This is a genomic window from Streptomyces deccanensis (assembly GCF_022385335.1).
GTDB classification, from domain to species: domain Bacteria; phylum Actinomycetota; class Actinomycetes; order Streptomycetales; family Streptomycetaceae; genus Streptomyces; species Streptomyces deccanensis.
In genome coordinates this window covers 8737231-8757942 of sequence record NZ_CP092431.1, presented here as the reverse complement: position 1 = coordinate 8757942, position 20712 = coordinate 8737231, and the positions used below count along the sequence as shown (strand labels likewise).

The 20712-nt window shown below is 71.6% G+C and carries 15 protein-coding genes; 9 read left to right on the top strand and 6 right to left on the bottom strand.

The features are described from left to right. Positions 1-111 precede the first annotated feature (111 nt). The 6 genes from L3078_RS38545 to L3078_RS38520 are packed head-to-tail and all read left to right on the top strand — an operon-like array spanning position 112 to position 9428. Positions 112-996 (top strand): carbohydrate ABC transporter permease, encoded by an 885-nt coding sequence (locus L3078_RS38545; protein WP_239760649.1) that lies wholly within the window; start codon positions 112-114, stop codon positions 994-996. Beyond that, positions 993-1880 (top strand): carbohydrate ABC transporter permease, encoded by an 888-nt coding sequence (locus tag L3078_RS38540; RefSeq protein WP_239758778.1) that lies wholly within the window; start codon positions 993-995, stop codon positions 1878-1880. Before L3078_RS38545 ends, L3078_RS38540 begins: the two co-directional genes overlap by 4 nt. A gap of 47 nt (positions 1881-1927) precedes the next feature. Further along, complete coding sequence (locus L3078_RS38535; RefSeq protein ID WP_275593203.1) at positions 1928-2896, top strand: alkaline phosphatase family protein; 969 nt, start codon at positions 1928-1930, stop codon at positions 2894-2896. Then, positions 2893-5865: a glycoside hydrolase family 2 TIM barrel-domain containing protein gene (locus tag L3078_RS38530; RefSeq protein WP_239758776.1), complete on the top strand. Its 2973-nt coding sequence runs from the start codon at positions 2893-2895 to the stop codon at positions 5863-5865. Before L3078_RS38535 ends, L3078_RS38530 begins: the two co-directional genes overlap by 4 nt. A 24-nt stretch (positions 5866-5889) precedes the next feature. Further along, entirely contained in the window at positions 5890-7719 is a 1830-nt protein-coding gene (locus L3078_RS38525; protein WP_239758774.1) for a LamG-like jellyroll fold domain-containing protein, read from the top strand. Between the two features lie 20 nt (positions 7720-7739). Next, the gene (locus L3078_RS38520; RefSeq protein ID WP_239758772.1) at positions 7740-9428 is read left to right on the top strand and encodes a PHP domain-containing protein; all 1689 of its coding nucleotides are present in this window, start codon (positions 7740-7742) and stop codon (positions 9426-9428) included. A gap of 86 nt (positions 9429-9514) precedes the next feature. Here the strand turns inward: L3078_RS38520 and L3078_RS38515 are convergent, their stop codons facing one another. Genes L3078_RS38515 through L3078_RS38500 form a run of 4 tightly spaced genes read right to left on the bottom strand, consistent with a single transcriptional unit; the run spans position 9515 to position 13347 of the window. Then, the gene (locus L3078_RS38515; RefSeq protein ID WP_239758770.1) at positions 9515-9970 is read right to left on the bottom strand and encodes a MaoC family dehydratase; all 456 of its coding nucleotides are present in this window, start codon (positions 9968-9970) and stop codon (positions 9515-9517) included. Between the two features lie 14 nt (positions 9971-9984). Beyond that, positions 9985-11493, bottom strand: a complete 1509-nt coding sequence (gene menE, locus L3078_RS38510) for an o-succinylbenzoate--CoA ligase (RefSeq protein WP_239758768.1) — start codon at positions 11491-11493, stop codon at positions 9985-9987. Positions 11494-11542: 49 nt separating this feature from the next. Beyond that, complete coding sequence (locus L3078_RS38505) at positions 11543-12418, bottom strand: amidohydrolase family protein (RefSeq protein ID WP_239760647.1); 876 nt, start codon at positions 12416-12418, stop codon at positions 11543-11545. Between the two features lie 11 nt (positions 12419-12429). Further along, entirely contained in the window at positions 12430-13347 is a 918-nt protein-coding gene (locus L3078_RS38500) for an SDR family NAD(P)-dependent oxidoreductase (RefSeq protein WP_275593202.1), read from the bottom strand. Between the two features lie 207 nt (positions 13348-13554). Here L3078_RS38500 and L3078_RS38495 point away from each other — a divergent pair, with 207 nt between their 5' ends. Continuing rightward, positions 13555-13980 (top strand): MarR family winged helix-turn-helix transcriptional regulator, encoded by a 426-nt coding sequence (locus L3078_RS38495; protein WP_239758766.1) that lies wholly within the window; start codon positions 13555-13557, stop codon positions 13978-13980. A gap of 7 nt (positions 13981-13987) precedes the next feature. After that, positions 13988-14809, top strand: coding sequence for an IclR family transcriptional regulator (locus L3078_RS38490; RefSeq protein ID WP_239758764.1), 822 nt, complete (start codon positions 13988-13990; stop codon positions 14807-14809). 49 nt (positions 14810-14858) lie between these two features. On the opposite strand, the gene L3078_RS38485 is transcribed toward L3078_RS38490, so the two are convergent. Continuing rightward, entirely contained in the window at positions 14859-16658 is a 1800-nt protein-coding gene (locus L3078_RS38485) for a sulfatase-like hydrolase/transferase (RefSeq protein WP_239758762.1), read from the bottom strand. 291 nt (positions 16659-16949) lie between these two features. Beyond that, complete coding sequence (locus tag L3078_RS38480) at positions 16950-18047, bottom strand: serine hydrolase domain-containing protein (protein WP_239758760.1); 1098 nt, start codon at positions 18045-18047, stop codon at positions 16950-16952. Between the two features lie 171 nt (positions 18048-18218). Between L3078_RS38480 and L3078_RS38475 the strand changes: the two genes are divergently transcribed. Beyond that, positions 18219-20615 (top strand): serine/threonine-protein kinase, encoded by a 2397-nt coding sequence (locus tag L3078_RS38475; RefSeq protein ID WP_239758758.1) that lies wholly within the window; start codon positions 18219-18221, stop codon positions 20613-20615. Positions 20616-20712: the final 97 nt, after the last annotated feature.

Below are 20712 nucleotides of genomic sequence, written 5' to 3'. Positions count from 1 at the left end.
CCGGTGACCGGTCCCGCCACGGTGCCCGAGCACCGTGGCGGGCCGGGCCCGGCCCGCTTCCGCCCGCGGCGCACCCCGCCCGCGGGCGTCGCTCGGCCCACGCGTCGCGGGGTGCTGTCGTACTGGCGGCAGTACCTCGCGATCTCGCCCTTCTATCTGATCTTCCTCGGCTTCTCGTTCGTCCCCGTCTTCTACTCGCTGTACCTGGCCTTCCAGCGCTACGACGGGCTGGGCACCAAGGAGTTCGTGGGCCTCCAGCAGTTCGAGTTCCTGTGGAGCGACCCGGTCTTCTGGCTGTCCATCCGCAACACCCTGATCATCTGGGTCCTGTCCACCGTTCCCACGCTCTTCGGCGCGCTGGTGCTGGCGACGCTGCTGCACTCGGTGCGCCGCTTCAAGGGCTTCTACCGCATCGCCCTCTACGTGCCCAACGTGACGTCGATCGTCGCCGTGGCGATCTTCTTCGGCGCGGTGTTCAGCAACGACTTCGGTCTGGTCAACGCGATCCTGGGCACGGTCGGCATCTCACCCGTGCCGTGGCTGAGCAACCCGTGGCTGATCAAGGTGGTCATCGGGCTGCTGATGACCTGGATGTGGACCGGCTACAACATGATCATCTATCTGGCCGGTCTCCAGGCCATCCCGCAGTCGGTCTACGAGGCGGCGAGGATGGACGGCGCCGGACCGATCCGCACGTTCTTCCAGATCACCATTCCGATCATGCGGCCGATCATCCTGTTCACCGTCGTCATCTCGACCATCAACGGTCTGCAGAGCTTCAGCGAACCCCAGGTGCTCTTCGCCAGCAACGCCGCCAACCAGAACCTCGGCGGGCCGGGCCAGGCGGGCCTGACCACCCTGCTGTACTTCTACCAATCGGCCTTCCTCGACAACGACTACGGCTACGGCGCGGCCATCGTGTGGGCCTTCTTCGTACTGATCATCGTGCTCGTCGTCATCAACTGGCGCATCGTGCAACGAGGGAGGAAGGCATGACGACCGCCACCACGCCCCGGCCGGCCACGGCCGCGAAGCCGAACCCGGGCGCCGGGCGGCCGCGCCGCCCCAAGGGCCTGTCCCCGCACCTCTTCCTGATCCTGGCCGTCGTGATCTCGATCTTCCCGTTCGTGTGGACGATCGTGATGGCGACCAACACCACCCGGGACATCTACAAGAGCCCGCCGAAGCTGACCTTCGGCTCGCATCTGCTGGAGAACATCCGGGGTGTGCTCGACACGGTCGACTTCTTCGGGTCGATGCTCAACACGATCGTCATCGCGAGTGTCACGACGGTCCTGGTGCTGCTCGTCGACTCCCTGGCGGCCTTCGCCTTCGCCAAGTTCGACTTCCCGGGGCGCAAGATCCTCTTCGGCACGCTCCTGGTGTTCATGATGCTGCCGCTGCAGCTGGCCGTCCTGCCGCAGTTCATCCTGATGTCGGAGATCGGCTGGGTCGGCATGCTCAAGGCGCTGGTCTGGCCCGCCCTCTCCAACGCCTTCGGCATCTTCTGGCTGCGCCAGTACATCGAGAACGGGGTGCCCGACGAACTGCTGGACGCGGCCCGCATCGACGGCGCCGGGTTCCTCCGGCAGTACTGGAACGTCGCGCTGCCGATGATCAGGCCCGCGATGTCCTTCCTCGCCATCTACGCCTTCGTCGGCGCCTGGAACGACTACGTCTGGCCGCTGATCGTGCTCACCAACCCCGAGCACGTCACGCTCCAGGTCGAGCTGGCCCAGCTCAACGTCGGCCACAACACCGACTACAGCATGGTGATGGCCGGTGTGCTGATGGCCTCCCTCCCCCTGGTGATCGTCTTCGCCGTCTTCGCGCGGGGCTTCATCGCAGGGGCCACCGAGGGCGCGGTCCAGGGCAGTTGAACCGCGGTACGGCGACAGCCGGGCCGGTGGCGGAACGGAGGGGCGCGGTGGTGGGCACCGGGAGCGACGGGCGGCCCGAACGCGGCAAGGTGCTGGTGGTGGGCATGGACGGGGTGCGCTTCGACCGGCTCGCCCGCTCGCCGGCCACGGCACCGGTGCTGCACGCCCTTATGGCCGCGGGCGCCCACGGCCGCGGTCTGCTGCCCTACGGCGAGGTGGACGGCCAGGCCGAGGGCGGGCCGTCCACCAGCATGGCCTACACCGACTCCGGTCCCGGCTGGTCGAGCGTGCTGACCGGGGTGTGGCCCGACCGGCACGGCGTGACCGGCAACGACTTCGCGGGCGCCGACTACGCCCGTCACCCCGACTTCCTCAGCCGGGCCGCAGCCGCGCGACCCGGTCTGCGTACGGTGGCCGTCGTGTCCTGGCCGGAGCTGATCGACCGCGGCACGCTGGGCCCCGGCGTGGGCGAACGCGTGCGCTACGACGGGGAGTCGGACGGCTACGAGGAGGCGGACCGGCTCGTCGCCGACACCGCCGTGCGCCGGCTCACCGAGGACGACCCGGACGCGCTGTTCGTGTACTTCGGCGCCACCGACGAGGCCAGCCACGCCACGGGACCGCTCAGCCCGGCCTACGACCGTGCCCTGCTCGCCCAGGACGCCCACCTCGGACGACTGCTGGACGCGATCTCCGCCCGGCGCTCGGCCCCCGGCCGCGCGGACGAGCACTGGACGGTCCTGGTCACCACCGACCACGGCCACCTCGACACCGGCGGCCACGGCGGCGACACCCGTGCCGAACGCGAGGTCTTCGTCGTCCTGGCCGAGCCGGGATCTCCCTCGTACGGGACCTCCCCCGGCACCCGTCTGGACTCCCCCCGTCTCATCGACATCGCGCCCACCGTCCTGGACCGCCTCGGGATCCCCCTCGACCCCGCCTGGAACCTGCCGGGGCGGGTGCTGCCCCGGCCGGTCTTCTCTCCCCCGCCCCTGACGACTTCGGAACGGTCATGACCGACGCACTCTTCGCCCTGCGCCCCTGGAACGCACCCGAGGTGACCTCCTGGGGGCGGCTGCCCATGAACGCCGTGGACCGGCGTGCGGGGGCGGTGTCGCTGGACGGCCGGTGGCGGTTCCAGCTGCTGCCGTCGCCCGAGCGGGAGCCCGGGCCCGCCTGGTCCTGGGCCGAACTCCCCGGTTCCTGGGCCCTCGACGTGGCGGAGGACCCGCCGCAGTACACCAACGTCCGTATGCCGTGGGGCCAGTTCCCGCCGGACTGCCCGCCCGATAACCCGACCGGGGTCTACGAGCGGGAGGTCGACATCCCCGCCGAGTGGGCCGGGCGCCGGATCGTCCTGCACGTCGGCGCCGCCGAGAGCGTGCTGCTCGTCCATGTGGACGGACGGCCGGCCGGTGTCTCCAAGGACTCCCACCTGGCCGCCGAGTTCGACCTGTCCGGACTGGTCCGGGCCGGGGCGCGGGCCACCGTGCGGCTCACCGTGGTGAAGTGGTCGGACGCCTCGCACATCGAGGACCAGGACCAGTGGTGGCTGGGCGGCATCACCCGCCCGGTGCTGCTGTACGCCACCGATCCCCTCCATCTCGCGGACGTGACCGTACGGGCCCACCGCGACGGGGAGCTGCGGGTGGACTGCCGGGTGCGCTCGGCGGCGGGGACGGCGACGGGCGCGCTGCCGCCCGGCTGGTACGTCAGCGGGGAGTTGGACGGTCCGGAGCTGGACGGGCTGGAGCTGTCCCAGGACCGGGAGTTCGACCGGCTCAACGCCGAGGACGAGCGGGTCTCCGACTTCCTCGGCGAGGCCCGGCTGGGCACGGTCGTCCCCGGCGTGCGCACCTGGAACGCCGAGACGCCCGAGCTGTACGGCCTCACCGTCCGGCTGCACCGCGCCGACGGCACCGTGGCCGACACCTCGCACCACCGGGTCGGCTTCCGCGACGTCGAGATCCGGGGCCGGGACCTGCTGGTCAACGGGGAACGCGTCTACATCCGGGGTGTGAACCGGCACGACTTCCATCCGCTGACGGGACGGACGGTGTCGTACGAGGACATGCGCGCGGACCTGCTGACGCTGAAGCGGTTCGGGTTCAACGCGATCCGCACCTCCCACTACCCGGGCGACCCGGCCCTGTACGACCTCACGGACGAACTCGGCTTCTACGTGGTGGACGAGGCGGACATCGAGTCGCACGACCACGCGCACGAGATCGCCGACGACCCGCGCTATCTGAACGCCTTCGTGGACCGCGTCTCCCGCATGGTCCTGCGGGACAAGAACCATCCGTCGGTGATCGTCTGGTCGCTGGGCAACGAGTCCGACTACGGGGCGAACCACGACGCGGCGGCGGGCTGGCTGCGCCGCCACGACCCGACCCGGCCGGTGCAGTACGAAGGCGCCGCGAAGCTGGACTGGGCCGCCACGGACGACGCCTCCGACATCGCCTGCCCGATGTACGCGCCCATCGAGGACTGTGTGGCGCACGCCCTGTCGGGCGAGCAGACCAGGCCGCTGATCCAGTGCGAGTACTCGCACGCCATGGGCAACAGCAACGGCACCCTCGCCGACACGTGGGCCGCCATCGAGGCAACCCCAGGTCTTCAGGGCGGGTTCATCTGGGAGTTCTGGGACCACGGCATCCTCCAGCGTGTGAACGACGGACGACCGGCCGGGCGTGGGGGCGCCGGGCTGTACGAGAACGGAGTCGCCGGACCCGGTCTGCGCTGGGCCTACGGCGGCGACTTCGGCGAGACGATCCACGACGGCGCCTTCATCGCCGACGGTGTCGTTCTCCCCGACCGCACGCCCAAGCCGGTGATGTTCGAGCACCGGGAGATCGCCGCCCCGGTGCGGCTGTCGGTGGAGGGCGAGGGCACCTGGCGGGTCCTGCGGGTGCACAACCGCCAGCACTTCCGCGACCTTTCGTGGCTGGTGGCCGAGTGGGAGTTCGCGGCGGCCGACGGCGGCACCTGGACGGTGCCGGCCCAGCTGCCCGCCGTACCGCCCGGCGGCTCGGCGGTCATCGACCGGCCCGAGGTGGCGGGCGGGGCCGGTGAGATCTGGCTGACGCTGCGGGTGACGACGGCCGACGACGAGCCCTGGGCGCCGCGCGGCACCGAGGTGTGCTGCCCGCAGGTCCAGTGGTACCCGGCGGAGGAGGGCGAACCGGTGGTGGGCGCCGAGGAGGACCTCGGCCACATCCCGCCGCCGGAGACGGACCAGGACGGGCTGCTGCTGCACCCGCTGCTGGCCTCCCCGCCGCTGCTGAGCCTGTGGCGGGCGCCGACCGACAACGACGTCCTCGGCGGTATGGCCGAGCGCTGGCGCGCCCTGGGTCTGGACCGCATGGAGCGCGAGCCGGTCGCCGTGGAGCGCAAGGGGTCCACGGTGCGGGTCCGCTCCCGCTGGAGCACGGGTGCGGGCGTCGTCGAGCACGAGCAGGCGTTCACGGCGCTGGTGGACGGCCGGGTGCTCATCGAGGAGACGGCCGTGCTGCCCGAGGAGCTGACGGACGTGGCCCGGGTCGGCACGGTTTTCGAGACCGTCGACGGTCTGGACGACCTCGCCTGGTACGGGCAGGGCCCCTGGGAGAGCTACCCGGACCGTGCGGCCGGGGCACCCGTCGGCCACCACGCGGCCCCCGTGGACGCGTTGTTCACCCCTTATCTGCGGCCGCAGGAGAGCGGGGGCCGGCACGGCGTACGGCACTTCACGCTCTCCGGGGACGCCCATGTCCTGTCGGTACGGCTGGACGGCCCCCGGCAGGTCTCGGTCACCCGCCACCGCGCGGAGGACCTGGCGTCGGCCGCGCACCACGACGAGTTGGTGCCCCGGCCCGGCTGTGTGGTCCGCATCGACGCGGCGCACCGGGGGCTGGGCACCGCCTCGTGCGGTCCCGACACCTCACCGTCGTACCTCGTCCCCCCGGGCGTCCACCGCTGGTCGTGGACGCTGCGGGCGCTCTGAACCACGAACCCTTACGGAGTCACTGTGTGCACCTCGCACGAACCGGGGCAGGAGTCTGCCCAGGCCCGCTCGGGCAGACGTAACTTCCTGCGGGCCACGGCCCTGCTGGGCGCGGCGGCGACGGTCTCGCTGCCCGTCGTGGCGCAGGCGGCGCCCGAGCGCTTCCGGCCCGATCGCACGAGCCGTCGCTTCACGCTCGCCGTCATGCCCGACACGCAGTATCTGTTCGACGGGCCGAGCATCGACAAGGCGCCCGTCGAGGCGTCGTTGAAGTACCTCCTGGAGCACGGTGAGGAGGAGAACATCGTGTTCCTGTCGCATCTCGGGGACCTCACCCAGAACGGCACCGCGCAGGAGATGGGGGCGATCGGCGAGGCCTTCCGGCTCCTGGACCGCAGGGGCGTCGGCTACAGCGTCCTCGCGGGCAACCACGACGTGCGCTCGTCGACCGACGACCAGCGGGGCCCGACGCCCTACCTGGATGTCTTCGGGCCCGACCGTTTCAAGGGCGGGCCGAGCTTCGGCGGTGCCTCGCCCGACGGCTACAACTCCTTCCACCTCTTCGAGGCGGGCGGCCGGCAGTGGATGGTGCTGGCCCTGGACTGGCGGCTCTCCGCGAAGGGCTTCGCCTGGGCGAAGGACGTCCTGGCCCGGCACCCGAAAACCCCGGTCGTGCTCACCACGCACGAGCTGGTCGACGGCGACGACTCCCTGTCCGCGTACGGGCAGACGCTCTGGGACCAACTGATCGAGGACCACGACCAGATCTTCCTCACCCTCAACGGGCACTACTGGCCGGCGGCGCGGGCGACCCGGAAGAACGCCGCCGACAACGATGTCCATCTGCACCTCACGAACTACCAGAACCGGTACTTCGGCGGCGCGGCGATGATCCGGCTCTACCGCTTCGACCTCGACCGGAACACCATCGACGTGGAGACGATCTCCCCGTGGATCCTGGGCCGGGCCGGGAAGGGGCTCAACGAACTGGAGCGGCAGGAGAGCGAACTCTCCGGCGACGCCGACCGGTTCACCGTCGAGATCGACTTCGAGAAGCGGTTCTCCGGTTTCGCGCCGGTGCCCGCCCGTGCGGCCCGTCCGGCGTCGAAGATGCTGATACCAGGCACGGTCGCCTACTGGCGGTTCGACGGTCAGCAGGACGGGGCGAAGGTCGCCGGCACCGTCCCGGACCGCTCCGGGCACGGCAACGACCTCACGCTGGTGACCGTCGGCGGCGGCTCCCTCACCTGGTCCGCCGACCACCACCCGGACCAGCCGGGCCACGGCAGCCTGGAGTTCCAGGGCGGCAAGCCCCCGCTGACGGGCGCGTACCTGCGGACGGTCGACGGGGCGCCCCTCAACTCGGCGACGTTCAGGAACGGTTACACCATCGAGGCGTTCTACCGGCTGCCCGCCGACTGGAACCCCTCGCACCACGCCTGGGCGGGTCTCCTCGGCCGGACCGGCACGGGCGGCGCGGCCGGCAAGACCGCCGACGACCCGGACGAGCCGCTCGCCACGCTGTCGCTGTCGAACGATCGGGAGCCGCAGTGGGCGGTGCGCCCGCTCAACCAGCAGGGCATCGCGACCAACTGGGGTCAGGAGACCCCGCTGGAGACGTGGTGGCACCTCGCGGTCGTCAACGACGGCAGGCACACCACGCTCTACGTCCAGGGCTGCCCGGTCGTGCGCAACCCGAAGGCCACCGCCGTGGGGCTCACCTCCGTCGGCCTGCCCTGGATCCTCGGGGGCTACGAGTACGCCGGGAAGATCGACCAGATCCTGCACGGGCGCCTCGGTGACGTCCGCGTCGTCGAACGGGCGCTGCCCGTCAAGTCGTTCATGAACCACTGAGACGCGAAGGAACGCAGACCATGTCCGACCTGTCCGGCACACCCGAACAGCAGCTGCCCGCCTGGGCCGATCCGTCCGTCTCCGCCACCGACCTGGACGCGCAGGGGGTGTCGCGCCGGGGACTCCTGCGGGGCGCGGGCCTGTTCGGCGCGGCGTTCGCGATGGGCGCGACGGGTGCCCTGACGACTCCGGCCGCGGCCGGCACCCGCCCGTACGGGGGCGAGGACCCGCGGCTCGCCTATCTCGTCGGCGACCACCACATCCACACCGTCTACAGCCACGACGCCAAGTACACGTTCTCCCAACTCGCCTCGGCGGGCGCGACGTACGGTCTCGACTGGATGGTGTTCACCGAGCACTCCAACTTCGGGCACGCCGACTTCGGGGCCGCGCTGGAGCACAAGGAGATCTTGAAGGCCCGCGCCGAGAACCCTCGACAGCTGATCTTCCAGGGCCTGGAGTGGTACATCCCGGCCGCCGAGCACTGCACGGTCTTCACCACGCCCGGCCGGCACGAGGTCGACCTGCTCACCCGTTTCGAGCGCGCGTACGACGGCAAGCTGCTGGGCTACACGGACGGTTCCGTCGGCGGCGCGGACACCGCCCGCAACGAGGCGCACGCGGTCAAGGCGATCAAGTGGCTCGCACAGCAACGCCGTTCGGGCTACGTCGACGACGTGCTGGTCCTCGCCAACCACCCCCTGCGGCTGGGCATCGACTCCCCGCACGAACTGCGCAACTGGCGCGACGCGGCACCCGAGATCATGATCGGCATGGAGGGCGCCCCCGGCGCCCAGGGCGCGGCCATCCCCGGCTGGCGGGGGACGACCTCGATCCGGGGCGAGTACGAGAACAAGCCCTCCGCCCAGTCCTGGCCCGGTTATCCGGCGGAGGCGTACCTGACGTACGGCGGCTTCGACTGGTCGACGGCGACCGTGGGCGGACTCTGGGACGCGATGCTGGCCGAGGGCAGGCTGTTCTCGATCACCACGAACTCCGACGCCCACCGGATCGTCTTCGACACCTGGAAGAACGGTGACTGGCCGGCCGGGCAGAACTTCGACAACACGGGCAAGCTGCCCGACCCGGTGAACACCGACACCCCGCAGCCGGGCAGCGACTTCTGGCCCGGCCAGTTCAGCCGCACCCACGTCGGCGTCACCCGCCACGGATACCGCTCGGTGATGGCGGGCCTGCGCGCGGGCCGCGTCTGGCTCGACCACGGCCACCTACTGGACGGCCTGGACGTCCGGGTCAAGCGCGACCGTGACCACGGCCGGGGTGTCACCCTGGGCGGCCGGCTGCGCGTCCGCAAGGGCGAGAGGCTCACGCTGAACGTGACGGTGACGACCGCGTCCCGCGCCAACCCGAAGGGGATCCTGCCGGAGTTGGCCCATGTCGACGTCATCCGGGGCGCGGTGCGCGGTCCGGTGACCGACCGGGACGTCTGGAAGGCCCCGGACACGAGGGTCGTGCACACCAAGGACGTGAGCGGTCGCAAGGGCACGTACACCCTGCGTGTCCCGGTCACGGCGGGCGACGAGTCCTTCTACCTCCGCCTGCGCGGCAGCGACGGCAAGCGCAACGGTGCCGGCTACCTGGGCGCGTCCGTCGACCCGCACGGCCCGATCCCCCACGCCCCGGGCGACGGCGACCCGTGGGAGGACACGTGGTTCTACTCGAACCCGGTCTTCGTGGACGTGAGTTGAGCGGCGGATTCTGTTAGGGGCGCGGGGAACTGCGCGACCAGCCACGACGGTCCGCAGTCCCCCACGTCCCTCAGGTTCTACGGCGCTCAGGCGTAAAAACGAGACAGGCTCTGCAGCACCGCCGCCGGCTTCGGCGCCCCCTCGATCTCGATCGTCCCGTCGACGGTGATCTGCACCCCACCCGGCACGTCCTCCACGGACGCCAGCTTGCCCACCAGCCGGATCTTCGACCCCACCTTCACCGGCGAGGGGAACCGCACCTTGTTCAGGCCGTAGTTGACCTTCGTCGAGACGCCCTCGACGTCCAGCAGCTCGGTGAAGAGCGGGATGAACAGCGACAGGGTCAGGTACCCGTGGGCGATCGGCGCGCCGAAGGGGCCCTCGGCCGCCTTCTCGGGGTCGACGTGGATCCACTGGTGGTCCCCGGTCGCGTCGGCGAACGTGTCGATGCGCTCCTGGGTGACCTCGATCCACTCGCTGGTGCCGAGGTCGCTGCCGGCGAGCTTCTTGAGCTCGTCGATGCCGTTGACGGTGATGCTCATAGGACGTTCCTTAGCTAAGAGTTGGTGCCGTAGCGCTTGCGCACCCGGGCCTTGAGGAGCTTTCCGGAGGCGGTGCGCGGCAGTTCGTCCGCGATCACCACCGACTTCGGGATCTTGTACTTGGCGAGCCGCCCGGCCAGCGAGGCCAGCACCTCGTCGGCGTCCAACGAGACGCCCTCGCGGGGTACGACCACGGCTCGTGGCACCTCGCCCCACTTGTCGTCGGGGACGCCGATGACCGCGCACTCGACGATGTCGGGGTGGGCGAGGAGCTGGTCCTCGATCTCGGCGGGGTAGATGTTCTCGCCCCCGGAGATGATCATGTCCTTGATGCGGTCGACGATGAAGACATAGCCGTCCTCGTCGACCCGGGCCGCGTCCCCGCTGCGGAACCAGCCGTCGGCGAACACCGCGGCCGTCTCCTCCGGCAGCCCCCAGTAGCCGGGCATGACGTGCGGGCCGCGGACGACGACCTCGCCGGGCTCGTCGACGTCGACCGGGGTCATGTCGGGCCGTACGACCCGTACGTCGCTGAAGAAGTGCGGGACGCCCGCCGACCCGGCCTTGCTCACGGCGTGCTCGGCGTCGAGGAAGAGCGTGCCGGGGGCCGCCTCCGTCATGCCGTAGCCCTGGAGGAAGGTGAGCCCGCGCTCCTGGAACCTGGCGATGAGCGGGGTCGGGACCGGGGAGCCGCCGCAGGAGAGCATCCGGAGCGACGACAGGTCGGCGTCGGCCCAGCGCGGGTGCCGGGCGATCTGGTCGAACATGGTCGGCACGCCGAACATGAAGGTGATCCGATGCCGTTCGATCAGGTCGAAGGTGGCCTCCGGGACGAACGCCTCGACCAGGACGCAGGTGCCGCCCTTGAGCAGCACGGGCAGGGTGAGCATGTTCAACCCGGCCGTGTGGAACAACGGCGCGGAGACCAGGGCGCGTTCGTCGGTGATGACGTCCTGGTCGACGAGGACGTTGACGGCGTTCCAGGTGATGTTGCCGTGGGTGAGCATCGCGCCCTTGGGGCGGCCCGTTGTCCCCGAGGTGTACATGATGATGCAGGTGTCGTCGGCGGTGACGGGCTGGTCGATCGGCTCGGCGCCGGCCCCCGCGAGCAGCGCCTCGTACTCGGTGCCGATCTCCACGAACGTGCGCACGTCGGTCTCGCCGCCGGGCAGTCCGGCGACGAGTCCGGTGAACCCGGCGCCGTACACCAGTGCCTTGGCCCCGGAGTCCGCCAGCTGGTAGGCGATCTCGGGGCCCGCGAGGCGGGTGTTGAGCGGGACGAAGACCGCGCCGAGAGTGCCGGCGGCGAACAGCGTCTCCAGGTACGAGGGGTGGTTGGGCCCCAGGTAGGCGATGCGGTCGCCGCGGCGTACGCCGGAGGCGCGCAGGGCGTGGGCGAGGCGTGTGGTGCGCTCGTACAGCTCCCCGTAGGTGAGGCTCGTGTCGCCGTGGATCAGCGCGGTGCGCTGCGGGGTCTTGCGGGCCCGGCGGGCGGGCCACGACCCCAGTCCCTCATTGCGCATGTCTGTGCCCCTGTCCGTCGTTGCACATGGGGAGGTCCATCTGCGTCCTCTACGGTTTCGTCAGGCCGAGCAAACGGGCGGCGTTCTCCTTGAGGATCTTCGGCTTGACCTCGTCCTTGATCGACAGCTTCTCGAAGTCGGCGAGCCAGCGGTCGGGGGTGAGGACGGGGTAGTCGGAGCCGAAGAGCACCTTGTCCTTGAGGAGGGTGTTCGCGTACTGCACGAGCTGCGGCGGGAAGTACTTCGGCGACCAGCCGGACAGGTCGATGTGCACGCCCGGCTTGTGCGTGGCGACCGCCAGGGCCTCGTCCTGCCAGGGGAACGACGGGTGCGCCAGGATGATCTTGAGGTGCGGGAAGTCGGCGGCGACGTCGTCCACGTGCAGCGGGTTGGAGTACTTCAGGCGGATGCCTCCGCCACCGGGCACGCCCGCCCCGATGCCCGTCTGGCCGGTGTGGAAGAGGGCGATGGTGCCCGTCTCCTCGATGACCTCGTACAGGTCGTACGCCACCGAGCGGTCGTTGGGGAAGAAGCCCTGGATGCTGGGGTGGAACTTGAAGCCCTTGACCCCGTACTCCTCGACCAGCCGGCGGGCCTGCTTGACGCCGGCCTTGCCGCGGAAGGGGTCGATGGAGGCGAAGGGGATCAGGACGTCCGCGTTGGCGGCGGCGGCCTCGGCGACCTCCTCGTTGGGGACGGGCTCGGTGCCGGTCGCGGACTCGGCGTCCACCGTGAAGATCACGGCGGCCATCTTCCGCTCACGGTAGTACGCGGCCGTCTCCTCGATGGTCGGCTTCCGCTTGCCCTCGACCTTGAAGTACGCGGAGGAGGCGTCGTGGAGGTCGTCGTCCAGGGAGGAGTTGCCCTTGGAGGACACCTCCGCGTGCGTGTGGACGTCGATCGCGACGAGTTCCTCGACGTTCATGGCCTGGCTCATCACGCCTCCGGGATCTTCGGGGCGGGGATGCCCACGGTCTGCGGCTCGGCGCCCAGCGAGGTCGGCCAGACGTCGGCGAGGGCCTCGGGGGTCCAGCCGCCGTTCGCGTACGCCGTCTTGATCTCCTGCGGATGCGACCAGAGTGCCACCTTGTCGCCGCCGATGCCGATGGCCTGGCCGGTGACCCCGCGCGCCGCCTCGGAGGCGAGGAACGGGATCAGGGCCGCGCAGTCCTCGGGGGTGCCGAAGCCCTCGCCCTTGCGCAGGAAGTCCGGGAACGGCTTGCCCTCGCGCAGGGCCTCCACGTACGGGGCGAAGACCGGGATGGTCTCGGTCATCGCGGTGGCGGCGACCGGGATGATCGCGTTGACGGTGATGTTCGCGCGGCCCAGCTCCATCGCCCAGGTGCGGGCGAAGGCGGCGATGCCGGCCTTGGCCGCGGCGTAGTTGGTCTGGCCGAAGTTGCCGCGCTGGCCGGCCGGGGAGCCCACGAGGATCAGCGAGCCGCCCTCGCCCTGCTCGCGCATGCGGATCGCGGCGGCGCGGGCGCAGGTGAAGGTGCCCTTGAGGTGGGTGGTGATCACGGCGTCGAAGTCGTCGTCGGACATCTTCCACAGCACCTTGTCGCGGAGGATGCCCGCGTTGGTGACCAGGATGTCCAGCCGCCCGAACTCCTCCACCGCCCGGCCCACCAGACGGTCGGCGGCCTCGGTCGTGCCGACCGGGACCACCTCGGCCACGGCCTTGCCGCCCGCCTCGGTGATGGACTTCACGGCCGCCTCGGCCACGGCCTCGTCGATGTCGTTGACGACGACGGAGGCGCCGGCGGCGGCGAGGGCCTGTGCGTAGGCGAGGCCCAGGCCACGGCCACTGCCCGTGACGACGGCGACCTTGCCGGTGAGATCGATGCTGGACACGAGTGGGTCCCTTCGAGTGGCGGAGCGGCTTCGAAATCGAAGTTAAGAGCAATAGTTGTTGACGTCAATAGTTGTTGTTCCCCGGGCGTTGCGCCATGCTGGTGCGGTACGTACGCGCCGCCCCTGCTCGGGGCCTCGACCAGGGAGCCCGCCATCGCCCGCCAGCAGACGCAGGACGCCGCCTCGATCGACGCGCACGAGCCGTGGATGCGCGGGCTGCACGCGGACACCGGCTATCTGCTGTACCGGCTGGGGCTGCGGTCCGGACAGCTGTTCAACTCGACCCTCCAGGAGTCGGGCCTCCGGCTGCGGCACTACGCGCTGCTGCGTTTCCTCGCCACCTCCCCGGGCGCGCTCCAGCGCGAGCTGAGCGCGACGCTCGGCTACGACCCGAGCGCGATCGTCGGGCTGGTGGACGACCTGGAGAAGCTGGGATTCGCCGAGCGGCGCCCCTCCCCCGACGACCGCCGCAGCCGTATCGTCGTGCTCACCGAGGACGGCCGGTCCTTCCTCCGGGACACCGACGAGGCCGGACAGCGGGTCTCCGACGAACTGGTGGAGCCCCTCGACGCCGCCGAACGCGAGACGCTCCACGCGCTGCTGCAGAAGATCGCCGAGGCCGGACTGGGGTGACGCCACGATGCCGATGACCACCGACGCGCTCGCGGGAGCCGCCCGCTCCGCGCCCGACCGGCTGCTCGCCGTGCTGGCCGCCTTCGACCACGACCACCCGGCGCTCTCGCTGACGGACATCAGCCGCCGGGCCGGGCTGACCCTCACCACGGCCCACCGGCTGGTCGGCGCGCTCACCGAGTGGGGCGCCCTGGAGCGCGACGCGGGCGGGATCTACCACGTGGGGCTCCGGCTGTGGGAACTCGCGGCGCTCGCCCCGCGCGGGCTCGCCCTGCGCCAGATCGCGCTGCCGTACCTGGAGGACCTGTACGAGGCGACGCACGAGAACGTGCAGCTCGCGGTCCGCGACGGGGACGAGGTCGTCTACATCGAGTGGCTCTCCGGACGCTCCGCCGTCGGCGTCCACATCCGGGTCGGCGCCCGCTGGCCCCTGCACGCCACGGGCGTGGGCCTCGCGCTCCTCGCCCACGGGGACACGGCTTCCCAGGAGGCCTACTGCCAGGGGCCGTTGGCCTCCTTCACGCCGTACACCATCACGGACGGGCCCCGCTTGCGCCGGGTGCTCGCCGAAGTACGGCGCACGGGCGTGGCGGTGAGCAGCCGTCAGGTCACCGAGGACGCGCTGTCGGTGGCCGCGCCGGTACGCGGGCCTGGCGGGTCCGTGGTGGCCGCCGTGTCGGTCGTGGTGCCGCAAGCCGGCGCCCAGGTACCGGTGTTGACGCCCGCAGTACGGGTGGCGGCACGCGGGATCTCACGCGCCCTGGGCTGGCAGCCGGACGCGCCCCGGCGGGGGTCGCTGATCCCGGGCCGGGGCACGTCCGCCTCCTGACGAGGAGCCGGCCGCTCGGCGGGCGTCCCGTCGCCCCGCTTCCGGCCGTCTACTTCCCGACCGACGCCTGTGCGGTGTACGTCACCGCGGCGCCCGCGTGGGTGGCGGTGGCCCGGGCCGTGAGCCGGCCCTGGTCGGCGTCGGCGGCGGGGGTGACCTCCCAGCGGGCGACGAACCGTCCGCCGGGGCGGATGCGGTCGGCGGTGACCGTGCCGAGTGCGCGCGTCTGCCAGCCGTTCGGCGCGGTGAGGGCGAGACGTGCGGCGGTCCAGGGGCGGGCGGAGCCGTTGGCGCAGGTCGCGGTGACGAGGAACGTGCCGCCCCGCCGGGTCACGTGGAGGGTGACGCCGTAGGGCTTGCGCCGGTAGTCGTCCACCCAGGAGGTCCGCATCAGCCGGACCAGCGCGTCGGCCTGGGCGGGCCGGGCCGCCGCCAGGTCGTTCCGCTCACCCGGGTCGCGGGCCAGGTCGTACAGCTCGACCTGCCACCGGTCGTCCGGCGCCGTCCGGTCCTCGCCGGGGGCGAACCGCACCGCCTTGAGGTCGCCGCGCCGCACCGCCTCGGCCAGCCGTCGCGTCCGGCCGCCGTCGACCCGGTCGGCGCGCGGGGTGACGCCGCTGTGGTTGCGGTAGAAGTACAGATGGCCGTGGCGGGCGGCCTCGGCGCCGCCGGCCCGCAGCAGGGGAGCCGCGGAGAGCCCGTCGATGTCCGACGGCGCGGGCGCGCCCGCGAGTTCGGCGAGGGTCGGCAGCAGGTCGATCAGCGGGGTCGGACGGTCGGTGGTACCGGCGGGGACTCGCTGCGGGGACCAAGCGATGAGGGGGACGCGGATGCCGCCCTCGTACAGATTGCGCTTGTAGCCGCGCAGCGGGCCGTTGCCGTCGAAGAGGTCCGGGTCGGTGCCGCCCTCCTCGTGCGGGCCGTTGTCGCTGGTGACGAGGACGACGGTGCGCCGGTCGATACCGTGCTCCCTGAGCCGGTCGACGAGAGCGCCGACCAGGGTGTCCAGACCGGTGACCTGCGCCGCGTGCGCCTTGTCCGGGCGGCTCCAGGGCTCCTCGGCGTACGCGCCGAGCTTCGGGGCGAGGCTCGGGGCGTGCGGCACGGTCGGGGCGAGGAACAGCAGGAACGGCTCGTCCTTGTGGGCGTCGACGAAGCCGAGGGCCCGCTCCTCGATGAGGTCGGGGGCGTAGACCTCGCGGGCGCCGTCCCGGTTCTCCGGGATCTCCTGCTTCTCGCCGTTGTCCCAGAGGTACGTCGGGTAGTACTCGTGCGCGTGCCTGTGCGTGAGATAGCCGTAGAACTGCTCGAAACCACGCGAGTTGGGGTGGCTCGGCTGGTTCGGGCGCTCCGGGCCGAAGCCCCACTTGCCGATGAGCGCGGTGCGGTAGCCGAGGGCCCGCAGCGCGTCGGCGAAGGTGAAGTCCCGCTCGGTCAGCGCGCCCTGGCCACCCGGGCCCCAGGGGTTCTCTCGGACGGTGGCGTGGCCGCTGTGCAGCCCGGTGAGGAGGGAGCAGCGGGAGGGGGCGCAGACCGGGGCGGCGGCATAGGCGTCGGTGAAGCGCAGCCCCTCGGCGGCCAGGGCGTCCAGGCGCGGGGTGTCGATCAGTTTCTGGCCGTAGGAGCCGAGTTCGCCGTAGCCGAGGTCGTCGGCGAGGACGACCACGAAGTTGGGGCGCTGCGAAGGGGTGCGGGCCGCGGGCACGACCGGCGCGGACGGCCGGCTCCCCTCGGGATCGGCGGCATCGTGGGCGCCGCCCCTGCGTCCGTCGTGCGCGACACAGCCGGCCGCCGCCCCGGTCGCGCCGACGGCGGCGGTCCCCGCGAGGAAACGGCGGCGGCTGGGCATGCGAACTCCTGGGTGGTGATCGGCGGGTGGTCGTGGGTCCGATGGTGAAGGGGGCACCCGGAGCAGAACCATGCACAGGGCATGAACAGCTTGTTGCGGCAGGTCGGTGGAGGCCGCGGTGGTCGACTGCGCGTCCTCCGCCTCTGGAGAGGGGGAACGCGGGGTTCTGGTTCCACCGGGTGCGGGGTGATCTTGCCAGACGTCCGTGACATGCCGCGCACCGGCCTCGGGGGACTTCCGGGGCCGGTGCGTGATGCCGTCGATGCGGTTGTGCCGTGGGTCCAGGGCAGTTCAGGCCGACAGGCCCTCGTAGGCGGCCGCGAGGATCGCGAATCCCCGCTCGTCGCCGAGGCCCCCGTCGATCATCCGGTTCATCATGTACGCCACGGTCATCCGGGCGTCGAGGTCGACCAGGACGAGCGAGCCGCCCCAGCCGCCCCAGAAGCAGGTGCGGGGGTTGGGCAGTTGGCCGCCGTTCAGGCCGTAGCCCATGCCGTAGCGCATCGGGACACGCAGGACGCTGTCGACGCCGTCGAACTGTTCCTCGAAGACCCGCGCGCACCCCTCCTCCGACAGCAGCCGCACACCACGCGCCGCGCCGCCGCAGGACAGCAGCGACTGGACGGCGGCGACCGAGCGGGCGTTGCCGTGACCGTTCGCGGCCGGGATCTCGGCCCTTCGCCAGGCGGTCGTGTTGGGGGCGCCGTCCGGGATGGCCGGGTTGGGCGGCGGGCCGTCCTGGGTCGGCGAGGAGGGCGGCATGATGACCGGCGCCACCCGGTGGTCGTGCTCGGCGGGAAGCCCGATGTGGAAGTCGGCGCCCAGCGGCCCGCTCACCTCCTCGGCGAAGAAGGTGCCCAGACTGCGGCCGGTGACCCGGCGGACGATCTCCCCGAGCAGATAGCCCTGGGTCATCGCGTGGTAGCCGGCCTCGGTGCCGGGTTTCCAGGCCGGTGCCTGCGCGGCGAGCCGCGCGGTGACGGTCGGCCAGTCGTACAGGTCCTCCAGCGTCGTGGGGGCCTCGAAGCGGGGCAGGCCGGCCGTGTGCGAGAGCACATGGCTGACGCGTACGTCCTCCTTGCCCGCCGCCGCGAACTCCGGCCAGTACGTCGCCACCGGGGCGTGCAGGTCCAGTGCGCCCCGGTCGGCGAGCATCAGCACGCACAGGGCCGTCATCGTCTTGGTGGTCGACCACACATGGGTGAGGGTGTCCCGCTGCCACGGGACGGTGCGGTCGATGTCGGTGTACCCGCCCCAGAGATCGACCTCGGGCTCACCGTCCACGTACACGGCGACCGAGGCACCCACGTCCTTGTCGTCCAACGAGGCCGCCAACGCCTCGCGCACCGCGCTGAACCGGTCCGTGCACATGCCCTCAGTCGTCGCCATGGGGGGAAGGTAACGGGCCGCGTCGCGCGCGGCCATCGAATAAGCCGGGCCCCGACGGGGCCCGGTCACCGGTCCGGTGCGGTCCCGCGGTGCCCCTGGTCGGGCGGTCCCGCGCCGATCGCCTAGGCTGCTCCGTGCGGGGCTGTCGTACGGACAAGAGCGTGGTGGGAAATGCCGCTGAGGGACGACGATCCCACCGTCATAGGCGGATACGCCCTGGAGGACCGGCTCGGCTCGGGCGGCATGGGGGTCGTCTATCGCGCCCGGTCCGCGTCGGGACGACTGGTCGCGATCAAGCTGGTGCACGCGCAGTACCGCGACGACGAGGAGTTCCGCTCCCGGTTCCGTCAGGAGGTCGCGGCGGCGCGGCGGGTGAGCGGGGCGTTCACGGCCGCCGTGGTGGACGCCGATCCGGAGGCGGCCAGGCCCTGGATGGCGACGCAGTACGTCCCGGGTCCGACCCTCTCCGATCTGGTGCGCGAGGAGGGGCCGCTGCGCGGCGCCCGCATCCGGGGCCTCGCGCTGGGGCTCGTCGAGGCGCTGCGCGACATCCACCGGGCGGGGGTCGTGCACCGGGACCTGAAACCGGCGAACGTCCTGATGGCCGAGGACGGCCCGCGCGTCATCGACTTCGGCATCTCCCGCGCCGGCGACAACCTGCCGCTCACGGTGACCGGACGGGTGATCGGCACGCCGCCGTTCATGTCACCGGAGCAGTTGCGCTCGCCGAGGGACGTCACCGAGGCGTCGGACGTGTTCTCGCTGGGGTCGCTGCTGGTGTACGCCGCCAGCGGGCACAGCCCGTTCAAGGCGGAGAGCCCCTATCTGGCGGGCTACCAGGTCATGTTCGAGGCCCCGAAGCTGGACGCGGTGCCCGAACCGCTGCGCACCGTCGCCGAACGCTGCCTGGACAAGAACCCGATGACCCGCCCGGACCTCACCGAACTGCACGGCCTGTTCCTGGAGTTCGCGACCTCGCCCGCCACGGCCACCGGCACGCAGGGCGCCGCGCCGACGCCGGTACCGATACCGGAGACGGGCACGGACAAGAGCACGGGCACGGCAACCGGCACAGGCGAAGAAGCGGATCTGGCGACCTACCCGGACGACGCCGGCCAGGCCGACACCGGCCCACGGAACGCCGCTCGGGCCGACGACACGACCACGAGCGACCGGCAGCCGGACCGTCGCCCCACGAGCGGCGGTTCACCGGACCGCCGCCCCACGGACGGCGGTTCGCCGGACCGTCGCCCGGTCGGCGGACGCCTCCCCCGCCCGCGCGGCGGACGGCGGTTGCTGCTCGTCGGGCTCGGCGCCGCCCTGACCGTCTCCGCGCTGACCGCCGCGCTGCTCCTCCACCCGGGGGCCGAGGACACCTCGACGGCGTCCGGCGGCACCGGCGCCACTGTCGACTACCGTGCCGCGTCGCTCCCCGAGGGCTGGCGGCCGTGGCAGACCCGGCTGCGGGCCGACAGCGGCCTTCCCGCCGACTACATCCCGGTCAACTACGACGACACGGGCTGCCGGACGGACGGCACGGACCTGTACTGCGGCGGTACGGGCTTCCTCGTCGCGAAGCTGGACGCCGCCACCGGCGAGACGGGATGGCGGTACGGCCAACTCCCGCAGACCGCCCGGCCCATCGGCGTACGGGACGGCCTGGTCTTCGTCTACACGGAACCCGACAGCACGCAGCGGCGCCTGGTGGCCCTGGACACCCGCACGGGGAAGCAGCGGTGGTCCCGGCCCATCAGCGCGAGCGAGGTGGCACCCCTCTTCGACGGCGGCGTCCTCACCCTCGCACCCGACCACTACGACGTGATCGCCTACGACACGGCGGGCAAGGAGCTGTGGCGGACGTCCGAGCCCGCCGGAATCAACTGCGTCCCCACGGTGCTCGGCGACGCCCCGTACGAACTGTGCTGGGAGGGCGACGACTTCCTCGACACCCGCCCGTTCACGCTGGTACGCCTCGATCCGGACGACGGCACTCCTCGGGAACGCACCCCGATGCCCGAGAAGTCGCTCGCCCTGGGCGCCGTCGACGGACGGCCGCTGTTCCTGAAGGCGGAGACCACCGAGGAGGTCTACCAGGCCGGGTACGAGCGGCCGTACGACGCGTTCCTGCGGGTGGACCCGGACACCGGGAAGGTCACCCGGATCCCGTTGAAGCGCGCGCTGCGGGGCGCGGCGACGCTCGTGGACGGGGTCGTGTACTTCGTGCGGACCAGCGGCTCGGTCACCGCCGTGTCGGCGACGAGCGGCAAGGTGCTGTGGGAGCGGACCACCGACATGGAGAACCTGTCCGCGCCGGTGGTGTCGGCGGCCCGTGACGAGATCTACTTCGCCAACCGGTTCGGCCGGCTGCTGGCCCTGGACAGCCGGACGGGCGCCGAGGTGTGGCGCACGGACGCGCTCGACGACCCGGGGGACATCGCGACCGAGACCCCGCCCCGGGTGCTGCTCGTGGACGACGCGATCGTGGCGACGGCCGGGAACATGGCGTTCTCGGTGAACCCGGACGAGCCGATGAAGACCGGGGCGACCGTGTCGACCTTCGGCGACTGACGGCCCGTCATATCGGCGAGCGGGTCCGGTCACCGGCCGAGACAGCGCGTCTTCAGATCGTGAACTCGGCGCCCCCGCAAGGACTTTCTCCGCTTTA

Excerpts from the sequence above, each read along its gene's own strand:
- L3078_RS38540 (WP_239758778.1), top strand. The coding sequence starts at position 993 with ATGACGACCGCCACCACGCCCCGGCCGGCCACGGCCGCGAAGCCGAAC.
- L3078_RS38530 (WP_239758776.1), top strand. The coding sequence starts at position 2,893 with ATGACCGACGCACTCTTCGCCCTGCGCCCCTGGAACGCACCCGAGGTG.
- L3078_RS38520 (WP_239758772.1), top strand. The coding sequence starts at position 7,740 with ATGTCCGACCTGTCCGGCACACCCGAACAGCAGCTGCCCGCCTGGGCC.
- L3078_RS38515 (WP_239758770.1), bottom strand. The coding sequence starts at position 9,970 with ATGAGCATCACCGTCAACGGCATCGACGAGCTCAAGAAGCTCGCCGGC.
- menE (WP_239758768.1), bottom strand. The coding sequence starts at position 11,493 with ATGCGCAATGAGGGACTGGGGTCGTGGCCCGCCCGCCGGGCCCGCAAG.
- L3078_RS38505 (WP_239760647.1), bottom strand. The coding sequence starts at position 12,418 with ATGAACGTCGAGGAACTCGTCGCGATCGACGTCCACACGCACGCGGAG.
- L3078_RS38495 (WP_239758766.1), top strand. The coding sequence starts at position 13,555 with ATGCGCGGGCTGCACGCGGACACCGGCTATCTGCTGTACCGGCTGGGG.
- L3078_RS38490 (WP_239758764.1), top strand. The coding sequence starts at position 13,988 with ATGCCGATGACCACCGACGCGCTCGCGGGAGCCGCCCGCTCCGCGCCC.
- L3078_RS38485 (WP_239758762.1), bottom strand. The coding sequence starts at position 16,658 with ATGCCCAGCCGCCGCCGTTTCCTCGCGGGGACCGCCGCCGTCGGCGCG.
- L3078_RS38480 (WP_239758760.1), bottom strand. The coding sequence starts at position 18,047 with ATGGCGACGACTGAGGGCATGTGCACGGACCGGTTCAGCGCGGTGCGC.
- L3078_RS38475 (WP_239758758.1), top strand. The coding sequence starts at position 18,219 with ATGCCGCTGAGGGACGACGATCCCACCGTCATAGGCGGATACGCCCTG.